Source organism: Pseudomonas sp. PK-RTE-24, assembly GCF_054052265.1.
In genome coordinates this window covers 3,927,312-3,952,844 of sequence record NZ_CM133224.1, presented here as the reverse complement: position 1 = coordinate 3,952,844, position 25,533 = coordinate 3,927,312, and the positions used below count along the sequence as shown (strand labels likewise).

The following is a 25,533-nucleotide window of genomic DNA, read 5'->3' as shown; positions in this document are numbered from 1 at the left end:
CCGAGCGCGCTATTAGATTAGCCAATGATGTCTGGCCTCCAAAATAAGCAGAAGGGATAAGCATGGCGCTTACTGACCAGTCCACCCGGATCCGCGCAGGCGAAGAACTTGATGCCAGCCTGATCGATCCGTACCTCAAGGCGCACATTCCCGGCCTGACCGGCACGCCGCAGATCAGCCAGTTTCCTGGCGGCGCGTCGAACCTGACCTACCTGCTGGAATACCCCGAGCAAGAATTCGTTCTGCGCCGTCCGCCGTTTGGCCACAAAGCCAAATCCGCCCACGACATGGGCCGTGAGTTCCGCATTCTCAACCAACTGCGCGAGGGCTTTCCGTATTGCCCGAAGGCCTATGTGCATTGCACCGACGAAGCCGTTATCGGCGCCGAGTTCTATGTGATGGAACGGGTCAAGGGCATCATCCTGCGCGCTGAACTGCCGCCGGAGCTGGGCCTCGATTCGGCGAAAACCGAAGCGCTGTGCAAAAGCTTCATCGACCGTTTCGTCGAACTGCATCGGGTCGATTACAACGCCTGCGGCCTCGGCGATCTGGGCAAGCCTGAAGGCTACGTCGCCCGGCAGATCAAGGGCTGGAGCGAGCGTTACGAAAAAGCCCTGACCCCGGACGCGCCGCACTGGGAAGCGGTCAAAGCCTGGCTCAACGACAAGATGCCGGCCGACCACCCGACGTCGAGCATCGTCCACAACGACTACCGCTTCGACAACGTCATTCTCGACCCGGCCAATCCGATGCAAATTATCGGCGTGCTCGACTGGGAACTGACCACCCTCGGCGACCCGCTGATGGATCTGGGCAACACCCTCGCCTACTGGATCGAAGCCGGCGACCCGGCACCGGTGCAACTGATGCGCCGCCAGCCAAGCCACGCGCCGGGCATGCTGACCCGCCGCGAATTCGTCGACTACTACGCCGAGCGCTCGGGCATCCGCATCGACAATTTCGACTTCTACTACACCTACGGCCTGTTCCGCCTGGCCGGCATCGTGCAGCAGATCTACTACCGCTTCTACCATGGCCAGACGCAGGACAAACGCTTCGCGCAGTTCATTCACATGAACAAACTGCTGGAGCAGATGAGCCTGCAGGTCATTCAGAAATCCAGCCTCTGATCCGGGCCAATAACAAGACTTTCAACAAGGGAAACCCATGTCCAAGACTCAGTTGTTCGACCTCGACGGCAAAATCGCTTTCGTCTCCGGCGCCAGCCGTGGCATCGGTGAAGCCATCGCCAAACTGCTGGCCCAGCAAGGCGCCCACGTGATCGTCTCGAGCCGCAAGCTCGAAGGCTGCCAACACGTCGCCGACGCCATCATCGCCGCCGGCGGCAAGGCGACAGCCGTGGCCTGCCACATCGGTGAGATGGAGCAGATCAGCCAGGTCTTCGCCGGGATCAAGGAACAATTCGGCCGCCTCGACATCCTGGTCAACAACGCCGCGACCAACCCGCAATTCTGCAACGTGCTGGACACCGATCTGGGGGCGTTCCAGAAGACCGTCGATGTGAACATTCGCGGCTACTTCTTCATGTCGGTCGAAGCCGGCAAGCTCATGCGCGAAAACGGTGGCGGCAGCATCATCAACGTCGCGTCGATCAACGGCATCTCGCCGGGAATCTTCCAAGGCATCTATTCGGTAACCAAAGCGGCGGTCATCAACATGACCAAAGTCTTCGCCAAGGAATGCGCGCAATTCGGCATCCGCTGCAACGCCCTGCTCCCCGGCCTGACCGACACCAAATTCGCCTCGGCACTGGTCAAGAACGACGCGATTCTGAAACAGGCACTGACCCAGATCCCGCTCAAACGCGTAGCCGATCCAAGCGAAATGGCCGGCGCGGTGCTGTACCTGGCCAGCGATGCGTCGAGCTACACCACTGGCGTGGCGCTGAATGTGGATGGCGGATTCCTGTCCTGATTTCCAGGGCAAATTGCTAACCCGTGTGGGAGCGAGCCTGCTCGCGAAAGCGTTGTGTCAGTCAGCTATGTTTTGACTGATACCACGCATTCGCGAGCAGGCTCGCTCCCACAGGGTCACTGCTGGGTTCCAGGCTTCGTGCAATCGAGGAATCGCGAATCTTATTGGGTTATGCAACGCGTAGTGGTGATGTGGCGCGTCACCTGCCCATCCACATACACATCCCCGGCAACCTCAGTATTTTCCAGCACCTCACACCGACGTTCCGGCGGTGGCGGCGGCGCGACAGGCGCAGGGGGTGGAGGACTGGCACAACCGGCCAACAGCACAGCAAGAAAAGCCAACGGCAATACGCGTTTCCCAGGATTATTCATAGGACGACCCGCGGTAAAGAGAGACAAACTCCCGCAACCCAACCGGCCGCGGAAGACCTGACCACTCATTCTTTATAGCTGAGCGCCTTGTTAGCGCCAGTGGATTGGGGTGATTGGCTGGTTTGGGCTGTCGGTTTTTGCGGGGATTTTCCGGCAGAGGGCTGGATTGGGATGATGGTTGTCGGCGAGGGCCTCATCGCGAGCAGGCTCACTCCCACAGGTTTGATCGAGTGAGTTCAGTAACAATCAGGTCGGCTGTCAGGCCGCCTTCGCGAGCAGGCTCGCTCCCACAGAAAATCAAAATCAAAATCAAAAGATCCCAGCCTTCGGCAGCTCCTACACACGATGAGCGTTAGCTCGAGTACCGCTTTTGATCTTGATCTTGGAGCCCGTCGGCAGGCTGAGTGGAGGGATTGATCCGGGCGTGGGAGCGCAGCGACCGTACGACGCAGTCGTACACAGCGAGTGTAGGTGCAGCGAAGCAAACCGGAGCCGCTGCGCCAGGATCGATCCCGCAGCGAAGGAACCCCGAGCCTAAGCGAGCGGGCCGAACGTCAGGGCGAAGACCTTTTGGTTACTTTTGGGGCGTTTGCCAAAAGTGACCCGCCGTAAGGGCGGAACCGTAACCAGCAGCACCCGCAGAAACGGATATACACCCACCCCCCCCCCAGAGCATGGCCGGCCCAAAGGCCGCCAAGACCAAAGCGCGCTTAAGCCAAATCCGGATCCCGCGAAGAACGCAAGGAATTGCTCTCAAGCTCATACCGCAACTCCCCCACCAACGCCTCGACCGCCCCGGGCGTACGCAGCGCAGCCAGATCCAGCCCACTGATCACCAGATCCACCTGCCCCGAATCCCGGTGATACAACTTGACCGTCAGCGAATGATCACCATCCACCGAACACTCACAAGCCAGCGGCGCAAAACTGTGCTCGAGCCGAGCGCGCAACTGCGCAAGATTCATCATTGACGTTGTTCCTATGACTGTTTCAAAAGGGGCACGATCGCAGGCCCGAAATGGCCCACACCGCACCCCACCAGCCTAAGAACACAACGCCTTGGCCAATACATGAATTTGCACCCTTGTAACTAGTGCATTTGCACCCCTCAGCGCTGGCCTTTGGTGCCCCACTCTCCCGAAAACAAACCGCGCTCTCGAGCCCAGACGATCGCCTCGCTGCGGCTATGCACATCGATTTTCGAGTACACGGTGGCCACATGATTGCGCACGGTATTGGGCGCCAGTTTCAACCGCGCGGCGATCTCCTTGTCCGCCAGACCTTCACAGATCAAACCCAGGACATCACGCTCACGGGCCGTCAGGTCGGTGAACGAGGCGCTGGGCAGCTGCGGCGAGTTGATCTTCTTCACGTTGGCCAGCTTCTCGATCAGCGTTCGGCTGAACCACGACGCATCCTTCATCACCTCTTCGATCGCCGCGACCAGTTCCAGCTCAGTGCGCTTGCGCTCGGTCATGTCCATCAACACCAGCAGATAGCAGGACGTGTCGTGAATGTTCACGGTGTCGGCCGAGACCGCACATTCCAACAACTCCTCGTCCTTCTTGCGCACCGGCACATCGACCCGATCCACCCGACCGTTCTTCGCCAGCGCCGACAGCAGGCGCGTGCGCGCGCTGTCATCGTGGATGAAGCTCAATTGCGTCACGGTTTTGCCGAGTACATCATCGCTGTCATAGGCCAGGGTATCGAGGAACGCCTGATTGACATCGATGACCTCCTGCTTGTCAGCGGTGCAGATCAAAATCGGTACCGGAGTCAGACGAAAAGCCTTGGCAAAGCGCTCCTCGCTCTGACGCAAGGCAACCTCGACCCGGCGCCGAGGCTCCATGTCGACGAAGGAGAACAGCATGCAATTCTCGTCATTGAGCAGCAGCGGCTGACCGGCAACGATCACCTGTTTACTGCCACCGTCCGGAAGGCGCAGTTCCGCCTGCATCTGCGGAATGGTCGCGACATCGCGCAAGCGCTGGACAGCCAGATCGCGCTGATCCGCCTGCTCGAAGATATCGATTTCGTAAGCCGAAGTGCCGATCACCTGATCGCGGGTATAGCCGGTCATTTCCAGAAAGCCCGGGTTGACCTTGATGTAGCGCAAATCGCTGAGTCGGCAGATCACTGCCGGTGCAGGGTTGGCATTGAAGGTTTTTTCGAAACGCAGCTCAGCGTTGGCCCAATCGGTGACGTCGCTCATGATCAGCACCAGCGACTCGGGCTGGCCGACGCGGTCGGTCAGGACCATGCTGCGCACGCTGTGCACCCAGACCCGCTCCGGGTCGTCCACGGACGAAACTTCGATCAGCACATCATTGAACGCCTCGCAGCGGGCGACGCGGCTGATCGGGTAGTTGTCCGGCGGCAAAACATGATTATTGCGATAGCGCAGCGTGAAGCGTCTGGCGTACTCGTCGGCGTTACTGCCCAGATCACCGATGGTGCTGACACCGTGCATGGTCAGCGCCGCTTCGTTGGCCCAGAGAATGCTTTTGTCGAGTTCCAGCAGAATCACCCCGTCCGACAGCCCGGCAATGATCTGCTGCAACTGGCGACGGTTGGTTTCGGTGGTCAGGACTTCCTGGCTCATTGGATCTCCACACTGTGATGCGGCTAGGTGAAGAGTACGACCGCGGCGGCTCGGGATCGTGCCACAACCCCAAAATCGCCAAAAAACCCCTGTGGGAGCGAGCCTGCTCGCGAATGCGCTGGGTCAGACAGACCATTCGGTGACTGACCCGGCGCATTCGCGAGCACGCTCGCTCCCACAGGTTTACTGGGTGTGTTTACCTTAGGCGGCACGCTCGCTGGCCGCCACCATCGCCGACGCCGCGAGCATCGCCCGCAACAACACCGCGCACCCCGCTGCCAGATCATCCGGCGCGGCATTCTCGATTTCGTTGTGGCTGATGCCGCCCTCGCATGGCACAAAAATCATTCCCGCCGGGCCGAGCTCGGCGAGGAAAATCGCGTCATGCCCGGCACCACTGACGATGTCCATGTGCGACAGACCCAGCCCTTTCGCAGCACCGCGCACCGCTTCCACGCAGCCTTTTTCGAAGTACAGCGGCGGGAAGTCGGCGGTCGGGGTCAGTTCGTAGGTAAGGCCGCGCTCTTCGCAGGTCGCCTCGATCACTTGTTTCACTTCGGCAATCATCGAATCCAGCCGCGCCGGCTCCAGGTGGCGAAAATCCAGAGTCATGCGCACTTCGCCGGGAATCACGTTGCGCGAGCCGGGATAGGCTTGCAGGCAGCCGACCGTGCCACAGGCGTGGGGCTGATGGCCGAGGGCGGCGCGGTTGACGGCGCCGACGATCACCGAGGCACCGACCAGGGCGTCCTTGCGCAGGTGCATCGGCGTCGGGCCGGCGTGGGCTTCGACGCCGCGCAATTTCAGGTCGAACCACTTCTGCCCGAGCGCGCCGAGTACCACGCCGATGGTTTTCTCTTCGTCCTCGAGAATCGGGCCTTGTTCGATGTGCGCTTCGAAATACGCGCCAACCGCGTGCCCGCTAACCTTGCGCGGGCCGGCGTAGCCGATCGCATCCAGTGCTTCGCCGACGGTGACGCCGTCGGCATCGACCTTGGCGAGGGTTTCCTCGAGGGTGAATTTCTCGGCGAAGACCCCTGAGCCCATCATGCACGGGGCAAAGCGTGAGCCCTCTTCGTTGGTCCAGACCACCACTTCCAGCGGCGCTTCGGTTTCCACGCCGAGGTCGTTGAGGGTGCGCAGCACTTCGACGCCGGCGAGCACGCCGAAGCAGCCGTCGAACTTGCCGCCGGTGGGCTGGGTGTCGATGTGGCTGCCGGTCATGACCGGCGGCAGGTTCGGGTTGCGCCCGGCACGCCGGGCGAAAATGTTGCCGACGGCATCGACCGTGACGTTGCAACCGGCGTCCTTGCACCACTGCACGAACAGGTCGCGCGCCTGGCGGTCGAGGTCGGTCAGGGCCAGGCGACAGACGCCGCCCTTGACCGTGGCGCCGAGTTTCGCCAGTTCCATGAGCGAGGCCCAGAGGCGATCGCGGTTGATGTGCTGATGGGTGGATTGCAGAACGTCGACGGCTGCGTTCATGGGGATCTCCTCAATGCTGATGCCGATAGTGCCCATGCTCTGCGTGGGCATTCATCCATGGACGCTCTGCGTCCGCTGTTGGGACGCGGAGCGTCCCAGGCTGCATTCCCACGCAGAGCGTGGGAACGATCAGTTTCGGCGGTGTATGGAGCATCGCCTTCGCGAGCAGGCTCGCTCCCACAGTGAGAATGCATTTCCAATGTGGGAGCGAGCCTGCTCGCGAAAAGGCCTTGCTCACACCGCTGTTTTCACGACCGAAGGCTGCGCCCGCATCACGCACAACCCGTAATAAATAATTCCGCCCAACGCCGAGCCGGTGAACCAGCCATAGCTGTAGAACCAGCTGAACGCGTCGCTGCCCAGCGACAGCAGAGTCAGCGCCACCGGCACGCCAAAGGCGAGAAAACCGGCCCAGTTCCACGCCGGATACACGTCATCGCGGTACAGCCCGGCGAGGTCCAGTCGCTGTTTCTTGATCAGGAAATAATCCACCACCATGATCCCGGCGATCGGCCCGAGCAGGCTCGAGTAGCCCAGCAGCCAGTTTGAGTACACGGTTTCCAGGCTGATGTCGGAAACGATCAGGCCAAGCTTTTTCAGCAGTTCATGGCCCATCAGCACCAGCCCGACCAGACCGGTGAGCAACACCGCTTTGGTGCGGTTGATCACCTTCGGCGCGATGTTCTGAAAGTCATTGGTTGGCGAGACGATATTGGCGGCGGTGTTGGTCGACAGTGTGGCAACGATGATCAGCGCCATGGCCACCGCCACCCACACCGGGCTCTGGATATGCCCGATCAGCGTGACCGGGTCGGACACGGTGACGCCGACCAGTTTCACCGATGCGGCGGTCATCACCACGCCCAGCGCAGCGAAGAGAAACATGGTCAGCGGCAGACCGAAAATCTGCCCGAGGATCTGATCCTTCTGGCTCTTGGCGTAGCGACTGAAGTCGGGAATGTTCAGCGACAGCGTGGCCCAGAAGCCGACCATTGCCGTCAGCCCTGCCGCGAAATAACTGACCACGCTGGCGCCTTCCGGACGCTTGGGCGGGATCGCCAGCAACTCAGTCATCGACACATTGGGCATCGCCCACACCAGCAGGCCGATGCCCACCGCCACCAACAACGGCGCCGACAAGGTTTCCAGCCATTTGATCGACTCGGCGCCGCGAATCACCACCCACAGATTCAGCGCCCAGAACACCATGAAACCGATCACCTCGCCGGTGCCGCCGAGGGATTTCCAGCCCTCGAACACCGAGCCGAGGAACAGGTGGATCGCCAGTCCGCCGAACATGGTCTGGATACCGAACCAGCCACACGCCACCAACGCGCGGATCAGGCACGGCACGTTCGAACCGAGAATGCCGAACGACGAGCGCAGCAGCACCGGAAACGGAATGCCGTATTTGGTGCCCGGGAAGGCGTTGAGGGTCAGCGGAATCAACACAATGACGTTGGCAAACAGAATCGCCAGCAGCGCTTCGCCGACGCTCAAGCCGAAATAGGCGGTGAGCACGCCGCCGAGGGTGTAGGTCGGCACGCAAATCGACATCCCGACCCACAGCGCGGTGATGTGCCATTTGTTCCAGGTGCGTTCGCGCACCTTGGTCGGTGCCATGTCGTGGTTGTAGCGGGGACTGTCGAGGACATCACTGCCCGCTTCGAGCTCGTACAAGCCGTCGCGCTCGGTCACTTGTGATCTGGTCTGTTGCATGGCCGCTCCACTGTTTTTCTGATTATTTTTTGCTCATCAGGCGGCGAGCGCATACGGCGCCAGCCGGACGATGGCCGGAGGAACTGACAACTTTCACGCACCGGCCATGGTGTCAGCGGCGGCATCAATAAACGTGCCGGGTCTGGCGCTGAACGCTTGGGCGGTGCACTGCACGCTTTGCAACTTTCTGATATTCATCAGTTTTAATTGAATATTCGCTGAGTCCGGGAAAACTTGTCTGAACGCTCAGGCTAAACGTCGGGCAAGTTGTCCGAAGTGTCAGGACTCAAACTGGTGCACTGCATTTATTTTTGTCGGTGAACCCGCAACCGCAGCACAACTTCAAGCGGCTGATTTCACATAGGAAATCTTGCTCATATTTCCATCCTGTCAAGTGCGTCAAAATGGTGAGCGCCCTACCCATTTTGGTGATTTCTCGTTTTTATCTCTATTTATCAATAGCTTGAAACAGCTATAAGCTTATAAAAAATATTCTTGATCATTCTTGAAATCGCGACTAGTTTCTATTCCTGACAGCGATGACAGGAATACGAACTGCGCCGCTGTACTTCAATAAAACATTTAGAACCGGCACAAGTCGGTCATGCCTGCGAGGAATCCGGAATGTCTCTGTTGATCCGTGGCGCCACCGTTGTTACCCATGATGAAAGTTACCGCGCCGACGTCTATTGCGCTGACGGCGTGATCAAAGCCATTGGTGAAAACCTCGACATTCCCGCCGGCGCCGAAGTGCTCGACGGCAGTGGCCAAAACCTGATGCCCGGCGGCATCGATCCGCATACGCATATGCAACTGCCGTTCATGGGCACCGTTGCCAGCGAGGATTTCTACAGCGGCACCGCTGCCGGCCTGGCCGGCGGCACTACCTCGATCATCGATTTCGTCATTCCCAATCCGCAGCAATCGCTGATGGAAGCGTTTCATCAGTGGCGCGGCTGGGCGCAAAAGTCTGCGTCGGACTATGGCTTCCACGTCGCGATCACTTGGTGGAGCGAACAGGTGCGCGAGGAAATGGCCGAGCTGGTCAGCCACCACGGCATCAACAGCTTCAAGCACTTCATGGCCTACAAGAACGCGATCATGGCCGCCGACGACACTCTGGTGGCGAGTTTCGAGCGCTGCCTGGAACTTGGTGCGGTGCCGACCGTACACGCAGAAAATGGCGAGCTGGTCTATCACCTGCAACGCAAGCTGATGGCCCAGGGCATTACCGGGCCGGAAGCGCATCCGCTGTCGCGGCCTTCGCAGGTCGAAGGTGAAGCCGCGAGCCGGGCAATCCGCATTGCCGAAACCATCGGCACGCCGTTGTACCTGGTGCACGTTTCCACCAAGGAAGCTCTGGACGAAATCACCTATGCCCGCAGCAAGGGCCAGCCGGTTTACGGCGAGGTGCTGGCCGGGCACTTGCTGCTTGACGACAGCGTCTATCAACACCCGGACTGGCAGACCGCTGCCGGCTACGTGATGAGCCCGCCGTTTCGTCCGCGCGGCCATCAGGAGGCGCTGTGGCACGGGCTGCAGAACGGCAATCTGCACACCACCGCCACCGACCACTGCTGTTTCTGCGCCGAGCAGAAAGCTGCCGGACGCGACGACTTCAGCAAGATTCCCAACGGCACCGCCGGCATCGAAGACCGCATGGCAGTGTTGTGGGATGAAGCCGTCAACTCCGGGCGATTGTCGATGCAGGATTTCGTCGCGCTGACCTCCACCAACACCGCGAAGATATTCAATATCTATCCACGCAAAGGCGCGATCCGCGTTGGCGCCGATGCCGATCTGGTGCTGTGGGATCCGCAAGGCACACGGACCATTTCCGCCAAGACCCACCATCAGCAGGTGGACTTCAACATCTTCGAAGGCAAGACCGTGCGCGGCGTGCCGAGCCACACCGTCAGCCAGGGCCGCGTGGTCTGGGCCGACGGCGACCTGCGCGCCGAACGCGGCGCCGGACGCTACATCGAACGGCCGGCCTATCCGGCGGTGTTTGATTTGTTGAGCAAGCGGGCGGAGTTGCACAGGCCGACGGCGGTGAAACGCTGACAGCCAGGCCTTCGGCCTTCGCGAGCAGGCTCGCTCCCACAGGTGAGCGCATAGCAAATGTGGGAGCGAGCCTGCTCGCGAAGAGGCCCTCCCTGACGCCATAAAACCACTGCCCACCAGAGGCAGCACCTCAATTAGCCATGAGGCCATGAACCGTGATCGAGACCCTGAACCACCTCCCCCACCCGCACGAAAGCGCGGCCGCCCTCGCCGGTCATTTCACTGATCTGGCGCCGCCGCTCAATGCCCGTCAGGCGCATCTGGAAGCCTCGCGCTGCCTGTATTGCTACGACGCGCCTTGCGTCAATGCGTGCCCCAGCGAAATCGATATCCCGTCGTTCATCCGCAACATCCATCAAGACAACGTCCAAGGCGCGGCGCAGAAAATCCTGTCGGCAAACATCCTCGGCGGCAGTTGCGCGCGGGTCTGTCCGACGGAAATCCTCTGCCAGCAAGCCTGCGTGCGCAACAACGCGCAGGAATGCGCGCCGGTGCTGATTGGTCTGCTGCAACGTTATGCCGTAGACAACGCACATTTCGCCGAACATCCGTTCCAGCGCGCCCCGGCCACGGGCAAACGTATCGCCGTGGTCGGCGCCGGGCCGGCCGGGTTGTCCTGCGCCCATCGCAGCGCGATGCACGGGCATGATGTGGTGATTTTCGAAGCACGGGAAAAGGCCGGCGGGCTCAACGAATACGGCATCGCCAAGTACAAACTGGTCGATGACTACGCGCAGAAGGAGCTGGACTTTCTCCTGCAGATTGGCGGGATAGAAATCCGCCACGGCCAGAAACTCGGTGCAAACCTGACCCTGAGCGAACTGCATCAGCAGTTTGACGCGGTATTCCTCGGCCTCGGCCTGAATGCCAGCAAGCAACTCGGTCTGGCCCACGAAGACGCGCCGGGCCTGCTCGCCGCCACCGATTACATCCGCGAACTGCGCCAGGCCGATGACCTCACGCAACTGCCCTTGGCTGAACGCTGCATCGTTCTCGGCGCTGGCAACACCGCGATCGACATGGCCGTGCAAATGGCCCGCCTCGGCGCGCGCGACGTCAATCTGGTGTATCGCCGTGGTGCGGCAGACATGGGCGCCACCCACCATGAGCAGGACATCGCCAAAGCCAATCAGGTGCGGTTGCTGACCTGGGCGCAGCCGGAGCAAGTGTTGCTCGATGATCAGGGCCGCGTGCGCGGCATGCGTTTCGCCCGCACTGATCTGGTTGAAGGCCGTCTGCAAACCACCGGAGAAACCTTTGAGCTGGCTGCCGACGCGATCTTCAAAGCGATCGGCCAGAGCTTCGATGACAGCACCCTCAGCGATCCGTTGGCGCGCGAGCTCAAACGTCAGGGCGAACGCATCGAGGTCGATGAACACCTGCGCACCAGCGTCCCCGGCGTGTATGCCGGCGGCGACTGCACCAGCCTCGATCAGGACCTTACCGTGCAAGCGGTGCAGCATGGCAAACGCGCCGCCGAGGCGATCAACGCTCAACTGATGCTCAACGTGGAGGCTGCGTAAATGGCCGATCTCTCGATAGTCTTCGCCGGTATCAAAGCGCCCAACCCGTTCTGGCTGGCCTCTGCGCCACCCACCGACAAGGCCTACAACGTGGTCCGCGCCTTCGAAGCGGGCTGGGGTGGCGTGGTCTGGAAAACCCTGGGTGAGGATCCGGCGGCGGTCAACGTTTCCTCGCGTTATTCGGCGCATTACGGTGCCAATCGCGAAGTGCTGGGCATCAACAACATTGAACTGATCACCGACCGCTCGCTGGAAATCAACCTGCGCGAAATCACCCAGGTGAAGAAGGACTGGCCGGATCGCGCGCTGATCGTGTCGCTGATGGTGCCGTGTGTCGAGGAGTCGTGGAAACACATCTTGCCGCTGGTCGAAGCCACCGGCGCCGACGGCATCGAACTGAACTTCGGCTGCCCCCACGGCATGCCCGAACGCGGCATGGGCGCGGCGGTCGGCCAGGTGCCGGAGTACGTCGAGCAGGTGACACGCTGGTGCAAGACGTACTGCTCGCTGCCGGTGATCGTCAAACTCACCCCGAACATCACCGACATCCGCGTCGCTGCCCGGGCGGCGCATCGTGGAGGCGCGGATGCGGTGTCGCTGATCAACACGATCAACTCGATCACCAGCGTCGACCTGGACCACATGGTCGCCCTGCCCACCGTCGGCAGCAAAAGCACCCACGGCGGTTATTGCGGTTCGGCGGTCAAGCCGATTGCGCTGAACATGGTCGCGGAAATCGCCCGTGATCCGCAGACCCAGAGCTTGCCGATCTGCGGCATCGGCGGCATCGGCAGCTGGCGCGACGCGGCGGAGTTCATGGCGCTGGGCAGCGGCGCGGTGCAGGTGTGCACGGCGGCGATGCTGCATGGTTTCCGCATTGTCGAAGAGATGAAGGACGGCTTGTCGCGGTGGATGGACAGCCAGGGTTACGCCAATATCGCCGAATTTTCCGGGCGCGCCGTGGGCAACACCACGGATTGGAAGTACCTCGATATCAACTACCAGGTGATCGCAAAGATTGACCAGGAGGCGTGCATTGGTTGCGGGCGTTGCCACATCGCTTGTGAAGACACGTCACACCAGGCGATCGGCAGTTTGAAACAGGCCGACGGTACGCATAAATATGAAGTGATCGATGAGGAATGTGTAGGCTGCAATCTGTGCCAGATCACCTGCCCCGTGGCCGACTGCATCGAGATGGTACCGATGGAAACGGGCAAGCCGTTTCTGGACTGGAATCATGATCCGCGCAATCCCTACCACGTTGCAGTCTGAAAAACCCCCTCACCCTAGCCCTCTCCCAAAGGGAGAGGGGACTGATTGGGGGATGCTGACAAACTTCGCCGACCTGAAAGAGTTGTTGTGAATCCATAATCGACACGGTCTTTCAGGTCGATGTACCTCTCAATACACCTCGGTCGGCCCCCTCTCCCTCTGGGAGAGGGCTGGGGTGAGGGTAAGCCCTTGATGGTGCTCTTCAAGGCTCCAGCCCGATCCCGCGCAAAATCACACCTGTCACGGTCTGCACCGCCCGCTCGAACTGCATATCCGACAACGGCTGGTGATCATTGAGAATGTTCACCTGATGATCAAAGTCGGCGTAGTGCTGGGTCGACGCCCAGATCATGTACAGCAAACCCGACGGCTCCACCGGCAGGATCCGCTTGTCCTCGACCCACTGGCGAATCTTCGCCTCCTTCATCTTCGCCCAGTCATACAGGCTCGCATCCAGCGCTTCGCCCAGGGTCGGCGCGCCGTGGATGATCTCGTTGGCCCAGACTTTCGAGCCATAGGGCCGGCTGCGCGAATGATTCATCTTGGCGCGGATGTAACTGCTCAGCACCACGCGCGGGTCGTCGAACATCTCGAAGCACAGCGCGTCCTGCTTCCACACTTCCAGCAGATCGAACAGCACCGCGCTGTACAGCTCGCTCTTGGTGCTGAAGTAGTAATGCAGATTGGAACGCGGCAACTGCACTTCGGCAGCGATGTCCGCCATGGCGGTGCTGCCGAAGCCTTTTTCGGCGAAAACCTTTTCCGCCGCCAGCAGGATTTTCTCGACGTTACTGCGGCGAATCTCGATCTTGTGATTGCCCATGTGGGCTCCCTGACAACAGCGTTGCGCAAGACTAGCATCCGCTCTGATCCGGGCGCGACCGCCGCCAACAAAACTTCACAGGTGCAGGCGCTATGGCACAGCGCTCACACCGATAGGCGTTGGTTCACTCACGCCCAAATTGCCTTCGACCTGCCCGGCCATGTGCAACGTGCCGGCCATCACGCCCGTGGTCGGATTTTGCAGCAGCTTCTGCCAGGCCTTGTCGAAGGTGTTGCCGAGGCTGCTGCGAATCAGCGCTTCACTGTCAGGGCGGTCGTTGGCCTGGATGATTGCGCGTATGCCGGCCACGCCGACCGAAATCATCGCCCCGGCCAGTTTCCCCGCCGCTGCCGCCACCGCACTGGCGGCGCCGCGCGGGGCCATTTCGGCTTCGATGCGCTGGCTGGCGCGCTTGGCCACCGGGGCCATCGCCGCGTCGGTGGAGGAAATGCCCTTGGCGCCGCCGTCGGTGTGGATCTTGTCGATCAGTGCGGCGTACGCCGGGAGGGTGTTGAGCGGCTCGGTGCTGATGACTTTGAACAGCGAAGCATCCCGCGCCGGCGGCGGGCCGAGGGCGATGGCCGGGATCTTCTGCAAGCGTCCGTTGAGCTGCGCAATCGGCACACCGTGACGCTGGGCGATGAGCGGCATCTGCTGCGCCATCAACTGCGCATAGAACGCCGTGGCCTGCGCCAGAATCGCATCCGGATCGATCTCCACTGCTACCGGCGCGAGGACTTTTTCCTGATATTGCTCAAGCAGATACGCCGCCAGCCGTTTCGCCGAAGCATCCTGCTCACCGCCGGCGCTGATCGTGTACCAACTGACCTTCATCGACAGCCATTCCTGGGTCCAGTAGCTGCTGAACCAAGGGATGAAATTTTCTTCAGTTTGCTGATAGACCCGAGTGCGCCAATGTTCCATCGAGCCACGGGCGAACAGCTTGACCTGCTCGGTGGCCTGTTGCGATGCGCTGAGGATCTCGCGGTCGATCTGCTGCCAGGTTTGCGCCGACACCACCACCGCCTGCGGCGCGCTCACCGGCGCCCGAGCCGAGGAGGCGCAGCCGGCCAGCAGAAACAGTGCGGCGACGACCAGCGCGCGTGGGTTCACGGTGGTGGTGTCCTTTGGCTTGGGGAGGTGCAGGTTTGAGTATAGGCAGGTCAGTCGATTCCGATGCTGAAGGTTCCGGCCTCTTCGCGAGCAGGCTCGCTCCCACATTTGAAATGTGTTGCACCTGTGGGAGCGAGCCTGCTCGCGAAGGCGCCATCAGCAGCACCGCAAACCTCAACCATCACCACCATCGATATCCACCATCGCCACGATTGCCTTCCGCCCTCCCATGATGAAAGGCACGATTGACTCATCCGAAACACAACGAGGCGTTCACATCATGATCCACACCCAAGTCACCCTCTCCGTGAGTTTCCCGGTGTTCGGCAGCAACTACTACCAACAGCACGTCGTGCCGCGCAAGGCGCAGACACTGGTGTTCAACGAAGATTTCGACGATCTGCTGATGCCCGCCGCCAGCAATCATTTCAGCAATGAAGTGGTCGGCCTCAACGATCAGTTCCGTTTTCTGAGCGACATACTCGCCACCCATCTGCTCGATCACGAGGCCCCGGTGCCTGCGCGATCCCGCGTCCAGGCGAACGCTCGTTTTTTCAACTGAAGGCTGATGCACAGAGGGCGTTCCTTTAACGGGAACGCCCTCTGCTTTCAATCAGTCATCATCGCGATCACGGTGATAACGACGGCCATCGCGGCGGTCGTCATCGCGGTCGTCCCAACGCCGGTCATGGTCGTAATAGCGGCCGTGGTCGCGGTCGTAGTGCCGGCCATGCCGGTGGTCATCATCAAAATCCGCAATACAGCCGCTCAGCAATACGGCGGCGGTCACAGTGAGCAGCATCGTTGTCGCTTGCTTCATTCAACACTTCCCTAAAACCCAAGGTCTTGACGACGGAAATCGCCACGCTGCCCGCGTCTTCGGGACGCAGTGCGCGCAGCCGCAGATACGACCGGGCAAAAGCACGTTGATTCAGTGGCCACTATCGACCGTTGGTCGGCCCGTTCGCCATGCCCGAACGGCGGCGGAATGCCACCTATACTGCTTGCAACCAACCCCCATGCAATGGATCTGCGCCCTCAATAACAATAAGCAGAGGTGGACCATGGTCTGGCAGCAAATCTACGACCCGTTCGGCAACCCGGTGCTCTCCACGCTGATGGCCGCAGTGCCGGTGGTGGTGATGCTCGCGGCGCTGGCGTTCTTTCACGTCAAGGCACATCTGGCAGCCTTGCTGGCGCTCGCGTCCGCCCTGCTGATCTCGATCTTCGCCTTCGACATGCCAGCGGGCATGGCCGGCTCGGCCGCGCTGTTCGGCGCGGCGAATGGCTTGCTGCCGATCGGCTGGATCGTGCTCAACATCATTTTTCTGCATCGCCTGACCACCGAAAACGGTTCGTTCAAAGTGCTGCAGGACTCCCTCGCGCGCATCACCGATGACCGACGTTTGCAATTGCTGCTGATCGCCTTCTGTTTCGGTGCGTTCTTCGAAGGCGCGGCAGGCTTTGGCACGCCGGTGGCGGTGACCGGTGCGATTCTGATCGGCCTGGGTTTTTCGCCATTGGCCGCATCCGGCCTAGCGCTGATCGCCAACACTGCACCCGTTGCTTTCGGTGCGCTGGGCACACCGATCATCACCTTGGCCAAAGTCACCGGGCTGGATGAGATGGAGCTGTCGATGATGGTCGGGCGGCAGTTGCCGTTCTTCTCGGTGCTGGTGCCGTTCTGGTTGATCTGGGCGTTTGCCGGGTGGCGCAAGATGCTCGAGGTGTGGCCGGCGATTCTGGTGGCCGGGGTGAGTTTCGCCATCCCGCAATTTCTCGTGTCCAACTACCACGGGCCGATGCTGGTGGACGTCATCGCTGCGCTGATTTCCATGGCCTGTCTGACGCTGTTCCTCAAGGTGTGGAAACCGGCGACGATCCATACCTCGGCGGCGCTGTCCGGGCGCGTCGACAACTCCAAGGTCGACGAAGAAACAGTCACCGCCAGCGCCGCGTTCAGCGATCAGGCGCGCCCGGCAGTGATGCGTGCGTGGATGCCGTGGATCATTCTCACGGTGTTCGTGTTTGCCTGGGGCACCCAGGGCTTCAAGAACATGTTCGATACGCGCCCGGTGATCGACCCGGTCACGCAATCGGCCAAGCTCGACCCGCAAGGCAAACCGGTGCGCGAGGCCAACCCGATCTTCGCCCCTGCGGTGACCTTCACCGGTCTGCATCTGCAAATAGAAAAAGTGCCGCCCGTGGTCGCGGCGCCGAAAGCCGAGGAAGCGATTTACAAGTTCACTTGGCTGACCGCGACCGGCAGCGGGATCTTGCTGGCGGCGATCGTTGGCGGCTTGCTGATGGGTTATTCGATCCCGCAATTGATCAAGCAGTACCTGCGCACATTGTGGGTGGTGCGGTTTTCGCTGATCACGATTGCGGCGATGCTCGCGCTGGGCTTCCTCACCCGCTATTCGGGACTGGATGCGACCATGGGCCTGGCGTTTGCGGCGACGGGGATTTTCTACCCGATGTTCGGCACGCTGCTCGGCTGGCTGGGGGTGGCGCTGACTGGTTCCGATACCGCGTCAAACGTGCTGTTTGGCGGATTGCAACGGGTAACGTCGGAACAGCTGGGTATCAGTCCGGTGCTGATGGCGGCAGCGAACAGTTCCGGTGGGGTGATGGGCAAAATGGTCGACGCGCAGTCGATCGTCGTCGCCTCCACCGCGACCCGTTGGTACGGGCATGAGGGCGAGATCCTGCGTTACGTGTTCTTCCACTCGATCGTGCTGGCGATCCTGGTCGGCGGGCTGGTGACGTTGCAGGCGTATGTCGCACCGTTTACCTCGATGGTGGTGGGTGGGCCATAACTGCAAAACACAACTCCACTGTGGGAGCGAGCCTGCTCGCGAAGAGGTCGGCACATCCAGCAGCGGCTGGGTCTGACCCGACGCTTTCGCGAGCAGGCTCGCTCCCACAGGCCAATTGATGAGTTCAGCACATAACTCTTTAGCGCAAATCCGACAAAACCTTTTCCCTCCCGCTGCGGTCACTCCTTTTACGAGACTGGCATGCATGCCGGCGCGCCCGTTTGGGCCTTTTGCAATCCTGCCGCCCGATGAGAGAAAAGGAATCGAACCATGCCGATTTCCCGACGCAATTTCATGATCCTCGGCGCCGTAACCGCGACGGCGTTCGCCATGCCCCCCTTTATCAGCCTCAAGGCCTACGCGGCCAGTCTGGAGCAACCGGCCATGAGTCAAGTTACCCTGCAAGTCAACGGTAAACCGCAAACCCTCGAAGTAGACACCCGCACCACTCTGCTCGACGCCTTGCGCGAACACCTGCACCTGACCGGCACCAAGAAAGGCTGCGACCACGGCCAGTGCGGCGCCTGCACGGTGATCGCCGACGGTCGGCGGATCAACTCCTGCCTGACCCTGGCGGTGATGCACGACGGCAGTGAGGTGACCACCATCGAAGGCCTCGGCATGCCGGACAAGCTGCACCCGATGCAGGCCGCGTTCATCAAGCACGACGGTTATCAGTGCGGCTATTGCACGCCGGGGCAGATCTGCTCGGCGGTCGCCGTGCTCAAGGAAATCCGCGACGGCATTCCCAGCCACGTCAGCCCGAGCCTGACCGAGCCGCCGAAGCTGATCGCCGCCGAACTGCAGGAGCGCATGAGCGGCAATATCTGCCGCTGTGGCGCTTACTCGAACATCATCGAAGCCATCACTGAAGTCGCGGAGGTGCCGGCATGAGAGCCTTCAATTACAGCCGCGCCGACTCACCTGCCGCAGCCGCTTCCCAGGCTGCGCACGTCGAAGGCGCCAAGTTCATCGCCGGCGGCACCAACCTGCTCGACCTGATGAAACTCGACATCGAAACCCCGGTGCACCTGATCGACATCAACCACCTCGGCCTGGACCAGATCGAAGCAACACCCGAGGGCGGACTGCGCATCGGCGCGCTGGTGCGCAACACCGATCTGGCCGCCGACGCGCGCGTGCGCAAGGACTACGCCCTGCTCTCCCGCGCCTTGCTCGCCGGGGCTTCCGGGCAGTTGCGCAATATGGCGACCACCGCCGGCAACCTGCTGCAACGCACCCGCTGCCCGTACTTCTACGACACCCACCAGGCCTGCAACAAACGCAATCCAGGCAGCGGTTGCGCGGCGATCGGCGGGGTCACCCGGCAGCTGGGGATCATCGGCGTCAGCGACGCTTGCATCGCCACCCACCCGAGCGACATGGCCATCGCCATGCGCGCACTCGATGCGCAGATCGAAACGGTCAAGCCTGACGGCAGCACGCGCAGCATTGCCATGGCCGATTTCCACCAGTTGCCGGGCAGCACGCCGCACATCGAAACCAGCCTCACGCCCGGCGAATTCATTACCGCCGTGACCCTGCCGGCGCCGGTTGGCGGCACGCACATTTATCACAAGGTGCGGGATCGCTCGTCTTATGCGTTTGCCCTGGTCTCGGTCGGTTTGATCCTGCAAAAGGACGGTACCGGCCGCGTGGCCGTCGGCGGTATCGCGCCGAAACCGTGGCGGGTCGAAGCCGCTGAAGCGCTGTTGCCCAAGGGCGCCAAAGCGGTCAGCGAACGCCTGCTTGAAGGCGCGACGCCCACCGATGACAACCAATTCAAACTGACACTGGTCGAGCGCACGCTGGCCTCGGTGTTGGCGCAAGCGAGGGAAACCGCATGAAATTCGACACGCCCGCCACCACCAATCCCATCGACCGCCTGAAGGTCGTCGGCCAGCCCACCGAGCGCGTTGAAGGCCCGCTGAAAACCAGCGGCCAGGCCACTTACGCCTATGAACAACATGAAGCGGCAGCCAATCAGGCCTACGGTTTCATGGTCGATTCGGCGATCGCCAAAGGCCGGATCAAAGCCATACATCTGGGCGAGGCCAAAGCGGCGCCCGGCGTGCTGGCGATCGTTACTGCCGAGAACGCCGGCAAGCTCGACAAGGGTGATTACAACGCTGCGCATCTGCTCGCTGGTCCCGAAGTGCAGCATTACCAGCAAGCCGTTGCATTGGTGGTTGCCGAGACCTTCGAACAGGCCCGCGCCGCCGCGCAATTGGTCAGGGTCGATTACGAGACCAGCGAAGGCAAGTTCGATCTGGCCAGCGTCAAAGACCTCGGCGTCGAGCCGAAAGACGAGTTGCCCGACGTCAATCACGGCGACTTCGACAAGGCCTTCACCGCCGCGCCGGTGCAGTTCGATCAGACCTACACCACGCCAGACCAGTCCCACGCGATGATGGAACCGCACGCCACACTGGCCGCGTGGAAAGGCGATCAACTGACCGTGTGGACGTCGAACCAGATGGTCGCCTGGAGTGTCGGCGACATTGCGAAAACCCTCGGCCTGCCGAAGGAAAAAGTGCGTTTGGTCTCGCCGTACATCGGCGGTGGTTTCGGCGGCAAGCTGTTTATTCGCGCCGACGTAATCCTCGCCGCTCTCGGCGCGCGCATGGCGGGGCGGCCGGTGAAAGTCGCCCTCGCCCGCCCGCAAATGGCCAACAACACCACCCATCGCCCGGCTACGATTCAGCGCATCCGCATGGGCGCAACGGCGGACGGCAAGCTGACCGCCATCGCCCATGAAGGCTGGTCAGGCAACCTTGCTGACGGCAAGGTCGAACTGGCCGCGCAACCGAGCCAGTTGCTCTATGCCGCAGAAAACCGCCGCGTCAGCATGCGCCTCGCCCCGCTCGACCTGCCTGAAGGCAACGCCATGCGCGCGCCGGGTGAAGCGCCGGGGCTGATGGTGCTGGAAATTGCCATGGACGAAATGGCCGAACAGCTGAAGATGGACCCGGTGCTGTTCCGCATCGCTAACGACACTCAAGTCGACCCGGTGAAAACCGAGCGGCCGTTCTCCCAGCGTCAACTGGTCAAATGCCTGCAGATCGGCGCGGAGAAATTCGGCTGGGATCAGCGCAAGGCGCAACCGGGCAGCCGTCGTGAAGGCCGTTGGCTGATCGGCATGGGTGTGGCGGCGGCGTTTCGCAACAACCTGCTGGTCAAGTCCGGCGCCCGTGTGCGCCTGGAGCGTGATGGCAAGGTCGTTGTCGAAACCGACATGACCGATATCGGCACCGGCAGCTACACGATTATCGCGCAGACCGCTGCCGAGATGATGGGCGTTGGTCTCGATGATGTGGTGGTGCGTCTGGGCGACTCGGACTTTCCGGTTTCGGCTGGTTCTGGCGGTCAGTTTGGTGGGAACTGCTCGACCTCGGGCGTCTATGCCGCCTGTGTGAAACTGCGTGAAGCGGTGGCGCAGAAGCTGGGACTCGAGGCGGATCAGGCGGAGTTCACCGATGGTCAGGTGCGCGTCGGCAGCAAGAGCCTGCCGCTGCGCAACGCGGCTGAAGGCGGCGCACTGGTCGGCGAGGACAGCATCGAGTTCGGTGATCTGGCCGAGAAGTATCAGCAATCGACCTTCGGCGCGCATTTCGTCGAAGTCGCGGTCGATGCTGCCACTGGCGAAGTCCGCGTGCGGCGCATGCTCGCGGTGTGCGCTGCGGGGCGGATCCTCAACCCGACGTCGGCGCGCAGTCAGGTCATCGGCGCGATGACCATGGGCGTCGGCGCGGCGTTGATGGAAGAACTGGCGGTGGACAAGCGTCTGGGCTTTTTCGTCAACCATGACCTCGCCGGGTATGAGGTGCCGGTGCACGCCGACATTCCGCATCAGGAAGTGATCTTCCTCGAAGAAACCGACCCGATTTCATCGCCGATGAAGGCCAAGGGCGTAGGTGAATTGGGGATTTGCGGCGTGAGCGCGGCGGTGGCGAATGCAATCTACAACGCCACCGGCGCGAGGGTGCGGGAGTATCCGATTACGCTGGACAAGATTCTTGATTCGTTGCCGGAGATGATCTGAAGCGAAAAGCCCCTCACCCTAGCCCTCTCCCAAAGGGAGAGGGGACCGATCCGGGTATATTCAGGATGTGCAGCGACGTGAAAGTCTTTCTGTGTATCCATAATCGCAACGGCAAGTTCAGGTCGATGCACATCGCAAGACACCTCGGTCGGCTCTCACTCCCCCGGGAGACGCCTGGGGTGAGTCGCATGCTGTTAGCGCACCTGCATGGGGTGCTAGGGGTCGAGTGGATTCACCACCACGTTTGCAGAATGCCGAACGTCTCGAGCATCCCCCAATCGGCTCCCTCTCCCTCGGGAGAGGGCTGGGGTGAGGGGAACGGTTTCACTCGGTCTTCGGATATTGCTCATCACCGACCTGCTCCATCCAGTCCACCACCTTGCCATCCAGCACTTCGGCAATCGCGATATGACTCATCGCCGTCGTCGGTGCTGCGCCGTGCCAATGCTTGGCGCCCGGAGCAATCCACACGGTATCGCCCGGCCGGATTTCCCGCACTGGCTGCCCCCACTCCTGCACGAACCCTGCCCCCGAGGTGACGATCAATGTCTGCCCCAGCGGATGGGTATGCCACGCCGTTCGCGCGCCCGGCTCAAACGTTACGGTCGCGCCACTGACCCGCGCCTCGTCGGTACCTTTGAACGGCGCATCCACCCGCACCGTGCCGGTAAACCAGTCAGCCGGGCCTTTGGCCGACGGTTGCGAGCCATTCGGTGTGACCGTGACACGCGGATTTTCAGTGGCATACACCTCGCCAGCCAGCAGCGAAAGCGTCAGTGCAGAAGCAGCAATCGGGTTCATGGCTTTTCCTCCAATAAATGATGCAACCACTGTAGCGATCCGCACTCTTTGGATAATCGACTAGAATCCGAAAAAACTTATGCAGGACGATCATCAATGCTCCGGGAAAACGCCACCGACCTGCTCGCCTTTCTCGCCGTCGCCCGTGAACGCAGTTTCACCAAGGCCGCAGCCAAACTCGGCGTGTCGCAATCGGCGCTCAGCCACACCATTCGCAGTCTCGAGGCGCGACTCGGCCTGCGCCTGCTGACCCGCACCACGCGCAGCGTGTCGCCGACCGAGGCCGGCGAACATTTGCTGCAAACCATCGGCCCGCGCTTCGAGGAAATCGAGGTGGAACTGGCCGCCCTGAGCAACCTGCGCGAAACCCCGGCGGGAAAGATCCGCATCAGCGCCACCGACCATTCGCTGAACTGGATCCTGCGTCCGGTGTTGCAGGATTTCCTGCCGCAGTACCCGGATGTGTCCGTCGAGGTTTGCTGTGACTATGGCTTCGTCGACATCGCCGGCCAAGGCTTCGATGCCGGTGTGCGCCTGGGCGAAGACGTCGCCCAAGGCATGATCGCCACCCGTATCGGTCCGGACATGCGCATGGCCGTGGTCGGCTCCCTCGCCTACTTCGCCCGGCGCCCTGCGCCGCAAACCCCGCGCGACCTGACCGACCACGCCTGTAACAACCTGCGCCTGCCAACCAATGGCGGACTGTATTCGTGGGAGTTCGAAAAGGATGGTGAAAGCCTGAAAGTGCGCGTCTCCGGCCAGGTCACCCTGAATGGCGTGTACCCATTGCTCGACGCCGCGCTGGACGGTTTCGGTTTGAGCTACATCCCGGAAAACGTCGTTGCGCCGTTTCTGGCGGACGGTCGCCTGGTCCAGGTGCTGGGAGACTGGTGCCCGGCATTTTCCGGTTATCACCTGTACTACCCGAGCCGACGCCAGGCGGCGCCGGCGTTTGCGTTGTTGCTGGAGGCGTTGCGCTATCGCGGTTGACCCGGCTCAGCCCAGCAACGCAATCAACTGATGCCGTTGCGCATCGGTCAACATCGGCCCAAAACCGGCTCCGGCGTTGTCAGCCATGTAGCGCGGATTGCTGGTCCCCGGAATCACACAGGTCACCGCCGGGTGCGCCAGGAGAAATTTCAGTGCCAGTTGCGGCCAGCTGTTGACCTGTACATCCGAGACCCAGGCCGGCAGCGGCTTGCCCTTGAGCCGGGCGAGCAGATCGCCGCCGCCAAACGGCCGATTACAAATCACCGCCACCCCACGCTCACGGCACAGCGGCAGGATGCGTTTCTCGACCGCGCGATCATCGAGGGCGTAGTTGATCTGCAGAAAATCCAGCTTTTCGGCTTTCAGCACGGCCTCGACCTCGTCATAGGCCGACGAGGTGTAATGGGTGATGCCGATGTAGCGAATCCGCCCCTGCTCCTGCCATTCGCGCAGGGTCGGCAAGTGGGTTTGCCAGTCGAGCAGGTTGTGAATCTGCATCAGGTCGATGCGCTCGGTTTGCAGCAGACTGAAGGACTGCTCCATCTGCGCGATGCCCTCCTGGCGCCCGCGCGTCCACACCTTGGTGGCGAGAAAAGCCGGCGAACGTGGTTCGTGGATCGACAGCAGTTCACCGGTGGTCTGCTCGGCGCGGCCATACATGGGCGAGCTGTCGATCAGCGTGCCGCCCTTTCTGAACAGCGCTTCGAGGACGGCGGGCAACTGCCGGTAAACCGGATCGCCCGGCGCGACGTCGAAACCGCGATAGGTGCCCAACCCGACCATGGGCAGTGCCTCGGAGCTCGAAGGGATGGCGCGGGTCTGCATGGTCTGGTCTCCTGCCGTGTGCGGCGCAGTGGCGGTCGGCGCTACGCTGCTGGCCAACGCCCGATCAATGGTGAACAGCGCCGCAGCCTGGGCAGCCAGGGTGAGCAAGCGGCGGCGGGAATAACCCTCAGTGTGGCGCATGCGTGTCCTCCTGCTGCGCGGATCTGTTGCATGGTGTGTGCGCAGGCTGTCAGGCGCAGGCGCTGAACTACACTGCCACAGCCAACCTCTCACCCCGTTAAAAGTAGCCGAATGTCCCGAACCCTGATGTCACTCGTCGTTTTCATCGTTGCCGTGTACCTGGTGCTGTGCGCCGCGCTGTTCGTGTTTCAGCGCTCGCTGATCTGGTTTCCCCAGCCTGCCGCCGTGGTTGCAGCGGATTCGCGCTTGAAACTGTCGATGCCGGATGCCGAGGTCTGGGTGACTGACCGAGAGCGCAGCGGAACGCGGGCGCTGATCTATTTCGGGGGCAATGCCGAGGACGTCTCGCGAAATCTGCCGGAATTCGCCGAGGCGTTTCCCGACTACGCGCTGTATTTCCTGCACTATCGGGGCTTTGGTGGCAGCACCGGCTCGCCATCGGAAGCCGCGATTGCCGAAGATGCGCTGGCGCTGTTCGATCAGGTCTATGCCAGCCACCCGCAGATTGCTGTCATCGGACGCAGCCTCGGTTCGGGGGTGGCGGTGCGCCTGGCCAGTCAGCGGCCGGTGCAGAATCTGATCCTGGTGACGCCGTTCAACAGCCTTGAGGAAATCGCCGAACGGCAATACCCGTGGGTGCCGGTGAAGTGGTTGCTCAAGGATCGTTTCGAATCAGGCAAATACGCGGCGCATATTCGCGCACCGACGTTGCTCTTGGCGGCCAGTGATGACGAAGTGATTGGGCGCAGCAGTACGCAGCGGCTGTTCGAGCGTTTTCCTGCGGGCGTGGCGACGCTGAAGGTGGTGCCGGACTCGGGGCATAACTCGATTTCCGAGCGCGAGCAATATTTGCAGTGGATTGTGGATGTGTTGAATCGCTGAAGGATGTAGCGATCAGACGGACGCCATCGCGAGCAGGCTCACTCCTACAGGGGGAACGCATTTTAAATGTAGGAGTGAGCCTGCTCGCGATGACGCCGGTACAGACAACACCATTTC

General features: G+C 61.5%; 21 protein-coding genes. 12 read left to right on the top strand and 9 right to left on the bottom strand.

Translation table 11 applies throughout. The features are described 5' to 3' along the window. Positions 1 to 62: 62 nt before the first annotated feature. Both ACV8MC_RS17900 and ACV8MC_RS17895 read left to right on the top strand, forming a co-directional pair. Positions 63 to 1,130 (top strand): phosphotransferase family protein, encoded by a 1,068-nt coding sequence (locus ACV8MC_RS17900; RefSeq protein ID WP_252867796.1) that lies wholly within the window; start codon positions 63 to 65, stop codon positions 1,128 to 1,130. Between the two features lie 37 nt (positions 1,131 to 1,167). Continuing rightward, complete coding sequence (locus tag ACV8MC_RS17895) at positions 1,168 to 1,935, top strand: SDR family oxidoreductase (RefSeq protein ID WP_041480848.1); 768 nt, start codon at positions 1,168 to 1,170, stop codon at positions 1,933 to 1,935. A 1,084-nt stretch (positions 1,936 to 3,019) separates the two neighbouring features. On the opposite strand, the gene ACV8MC_RS17890 is transcribed toward ACV8MC_RS17895, so the two are convergent. The 4 genes from ACV8MC_RS17890 to ACV8MC_RS17875 all read right to left on the bottom strand — a co-directional run bounded on the left by ACV8MC_RS17890 (position 3,020) and on the right by ACV8MC_RS17875 (position 8,118). Beyond that, positions 3,020 to 3,277, bottom strand: a complete 258-nt coding sequence (locus ACV8MC_RS17890) for a DUF1652 domain-containing protein (RefSeq protein WP_150635024.1) — start codon at positions 3,275 to 3,277, stop codon at positions 3,020 to 3,022. 140 nt (positions 3,278 to 3,417) lie between these two features. Further along, positions 3,418 to 4,914: a helix-turn-helix transcriptional regulator gene (locus tag ACV8MC_RS17885; protein WP_095180256.1), complete on the bottom strand. Its 1,497-nt coding sequence runs from the start codon at positions 4,912 to 4,914 to the stop codon at positions 3,418 to 3,420. A 201-nt stretch (positions 4,915 to 5,115) separates the two neighbouring features. Continuing rightward, positions 5,116 to 6,399: a Zn-dependent hydrolase gene (locus ACV8MC_RS17880; RefSeq protein ID WP_457262829.1), complete on the bottom strand. Its 1,284-nt coding sequence runs from the start codon at positions 6,397 to 6,399 to the stop codon at positions 5,116 to 5,118. 234 nt (positions 6,400 to 6,633) lie between these two features. Continuing rightward, positions 6,634 to 8,118, bottom strand: a complete 1,485-nt coding sequence (locus tag ACV8MC_RS17875) for an NCS1 family nucleobase:cation symporter-1 (protein WP_423663187.1) — start codon at positions 8,116 to 8,118, stop codon at positions 6,634 to 6,636. 624 nt (positions 8,119 to 8,742) lie between these two features. Between ACV8MC_RS17875 and hydA the strand changes: the two genes are divergently transcribed. The 3 genes from hydA (at position 8,743) to preA (ending at position 12,980) form a co-directional block, all read left to right on the top strand. Then, complete coding sequence (gene hydA, locus ACV8MC_RS17870) at positions 8,743 to 10,182, top strand: dihydropyrimidinase (protein WP_457262827.1); 1,440 nt, start codon at positions 8,743 to 8,745, stop codon at positions 10,180 to 10,182. Positions 10,183 to 10,337: 155 nt separating this feature from the next. Continuing rightward, complete coding sequence (locus tag ACV8MC_RS17865; RefSeq protein WP_346623727.1) at positions 10,338 to 11,705, top strand: NAD(P)-dependent oxidoreductase; 1,368 nt, start codon at positions 10,338 to 10,340, stop codon at positions 11,703 to 11,705. Next, positions 11,706 to 12,980, top strand: a complete 1,275-nt coding sequence (preA, locus tag ACV8MC_RS17860) for an NAD-dependent dihydropyrimidine dehydrogenase subunit PreA (protein ID WP_457262825.1) — start codon at positions 11,706 to 11,708, stop codon at positions 12,978 to 12,980. 202 nt (positions 12,981 to 13,182) lie between these two features. Here preA and ACV8MC_RS17855 read toward each other — a convergent pair whose 3' ends face one another. Next, positions 13,183 to 13,803 carry a TetR/AcrR family transcriptional regulator gene (locus tag ACV8MC_RS17855; RefSeq protein WP_024013291.1) on the bottom strand — a complete coding sequence of 207 codons (621 nt, stop codon included), beginning with the start codon at positions 13,801 to 13,803 and terminating at the stop codon, positions 13,183 to 13,185. A 90-nt stretch (positions 13,804 to 13,893) separates the two neighbouring features. Further along, a complete protein-coding gene (locus ACV8MC_RS17850) occupies positions 13,894 to 14,916 on the bottom strand; it encodes a hypothetical protein (protein WP_150741062.1) in 1,023 nt (340 codons plus the stop codon). Positions 14,917 to 15,196: 280 nt separating this feature from the next. On the opposite strand from ACV8MC_RS17850, the gene ACV8MC_RS17845 reads away from it, so the two are divergent. Next, a complete protein-coding gene (locus tag ACV8MC_RS17845) occupies positions 15,197 to 15,478 on the top strand; it encodes a hypothetical protein (RefSeq protein ID WP_236168640.1) in 282 nt (93 codons plus the stop codon). Between the two features lie 51 nt (positions 15,479 to 15,529). Here ACV8MC_RS17845 and ACV8MC_RS17840 read toward each other — a convergent pair whose 3' ends face one another. Beyond that, complete coding sequence (locus tag ACV8MC_RS17840; protein WP_016775135.1) at positions 15,530 to 15,736, bottom strand: hypothetical protein; 207 nt, start codon at positions 15,734 to 15,736, stop codon at positions 15,530 to 15,532. Between the two features lie 244 nt (positions 15,737 to 15,980). On the opposite strand from ACV8MC_RS17840, the gene ACV8MC_RS17835 reads away from it, so the two are divergent. From ACV8MC_RS17835 to paoC, 4 genes are all read left to right on the top strand, one after another. Then, entirely contained in the window at positions 15,981 to 17,735 is a 1,755-nt protein-coding gene (locus ACV8MC_RS17835; RefSeq protein WP_056789178.1) for an L-lactate permease, read from the top strand. A gap of 270 nt (positions 17,736 to 18,005) precedes the next feature. After that, positions 18,006 to 18,629 carry an aldehyde dehydrogenase iron-sulfur subunit PaoA gene (gene paoA, locus ACV8MC_RS17830; RefSeq protein WP_041480864.1) on the top strand — a complete coding sequence of 208 codons (624 nt, stop codon included), beginning with the start codon at positions 18,006 to 18,008 and terminating at the stop codon, positions 18,627 to 18,629. After that, complete coding sequence (locus ACV8MC_RS17825) at positions 18,626 to 19,582, top strand: FAD binding domain-containing protein (protein ID WP_457262822.1); 957 nt, start codon at positions 18,626 to 18,628, stop codon at positions 19,580 to 19,582. Before paoA ends, ACV8MC_RS17825 begins: the two co-directional genes overlap by 4 nt. Then, positions 19,579 to 21,777: an aldehyde oxidoreductase molybdenum-binding subunit PaoC gene (gene paoC / locus ACV8MC_RS17820; protein WP_457262821.1), complete on the top strand. Its 2,199-nt coding sequence runs from the start codon at positions 19,579 to 19,581 to the stop codon at positions 21,775 to 21,777. Before ACV8MC_RS17825 ends, paoC begins: the two co-directional genes overlap by 4 nt. Before the next feature lie 324 nt (positions 21,778 to 22,101). Here paoC and ACV8MC_RS17815 read toward each other — a convergent pair whose 3' ends face one another. After that, positions 22,102 to 22,578, bottom strand: a complete 477-nt coding sequence (locus ACV8MC_RS17815; RefSeq protein ID WP_056789169.1) for a (R)-mandelonitrile lyase — start codon at positions 22,576 to 22,578, stop codon at positions 22,102 to 22,104. A 96-nt stretch (positions 22,579 to 22,674) separates the two neighbouring features. On the opposite strand from ACV8MC_RS17815, the gene ACV8MC_RS17810 reads away from it, so the two are divergent. Then, a complete protein-coding gene (locus ACV8MC_RS17810; protein WP_457262819.1) occupies positions 22,675 to 23,568 on the top strand; it encodes a LysR family transcriptional regulator in 894 nt (297 codons plus the stop codon). 6 nt (positions 23,569 to 23,574) lie between these two features. Here the strand turns inward: ACV8MC_RS17810 and ACV8MC_RS17805 are convergent, their stop codons facing one another. Next, positions 23,575 to 24,534 carry an aldo/keto reductase gene (locus ACV8MC_RS17805; RefSeq protein ID WP_323620380.1) on the bottom strand — a complete coding sequence of 320 codons (960 nt, stop codon included), beginning with the start codon at positions 24,532 to 24,534 and terminating at the stop codon, positions 23,575 to 23,577. A 111-nt stretch (positions 24,535 to 24,645) separates the two neighbouring features. Between ACV8MC_RS17805 and ACV8MC_RS17800 the strand changes: the two genes are divergently transcribed. After that, positions 24,646 to 25,416 carry an alpha/beta hydrolase gene (locus ACV8MC_RS17800; RefSeq protein ID WP_056789165.1) on the top strand — a complete coding sequence of 257 codons (771 nt, stop codon included), beginning with the start codon at positions 24,646 to 24,648 and terminating at the stop codon, positions 25,414 to 25,416. Positions 25,417 to 25,533 lie beyond the last annotated feature (117 nt).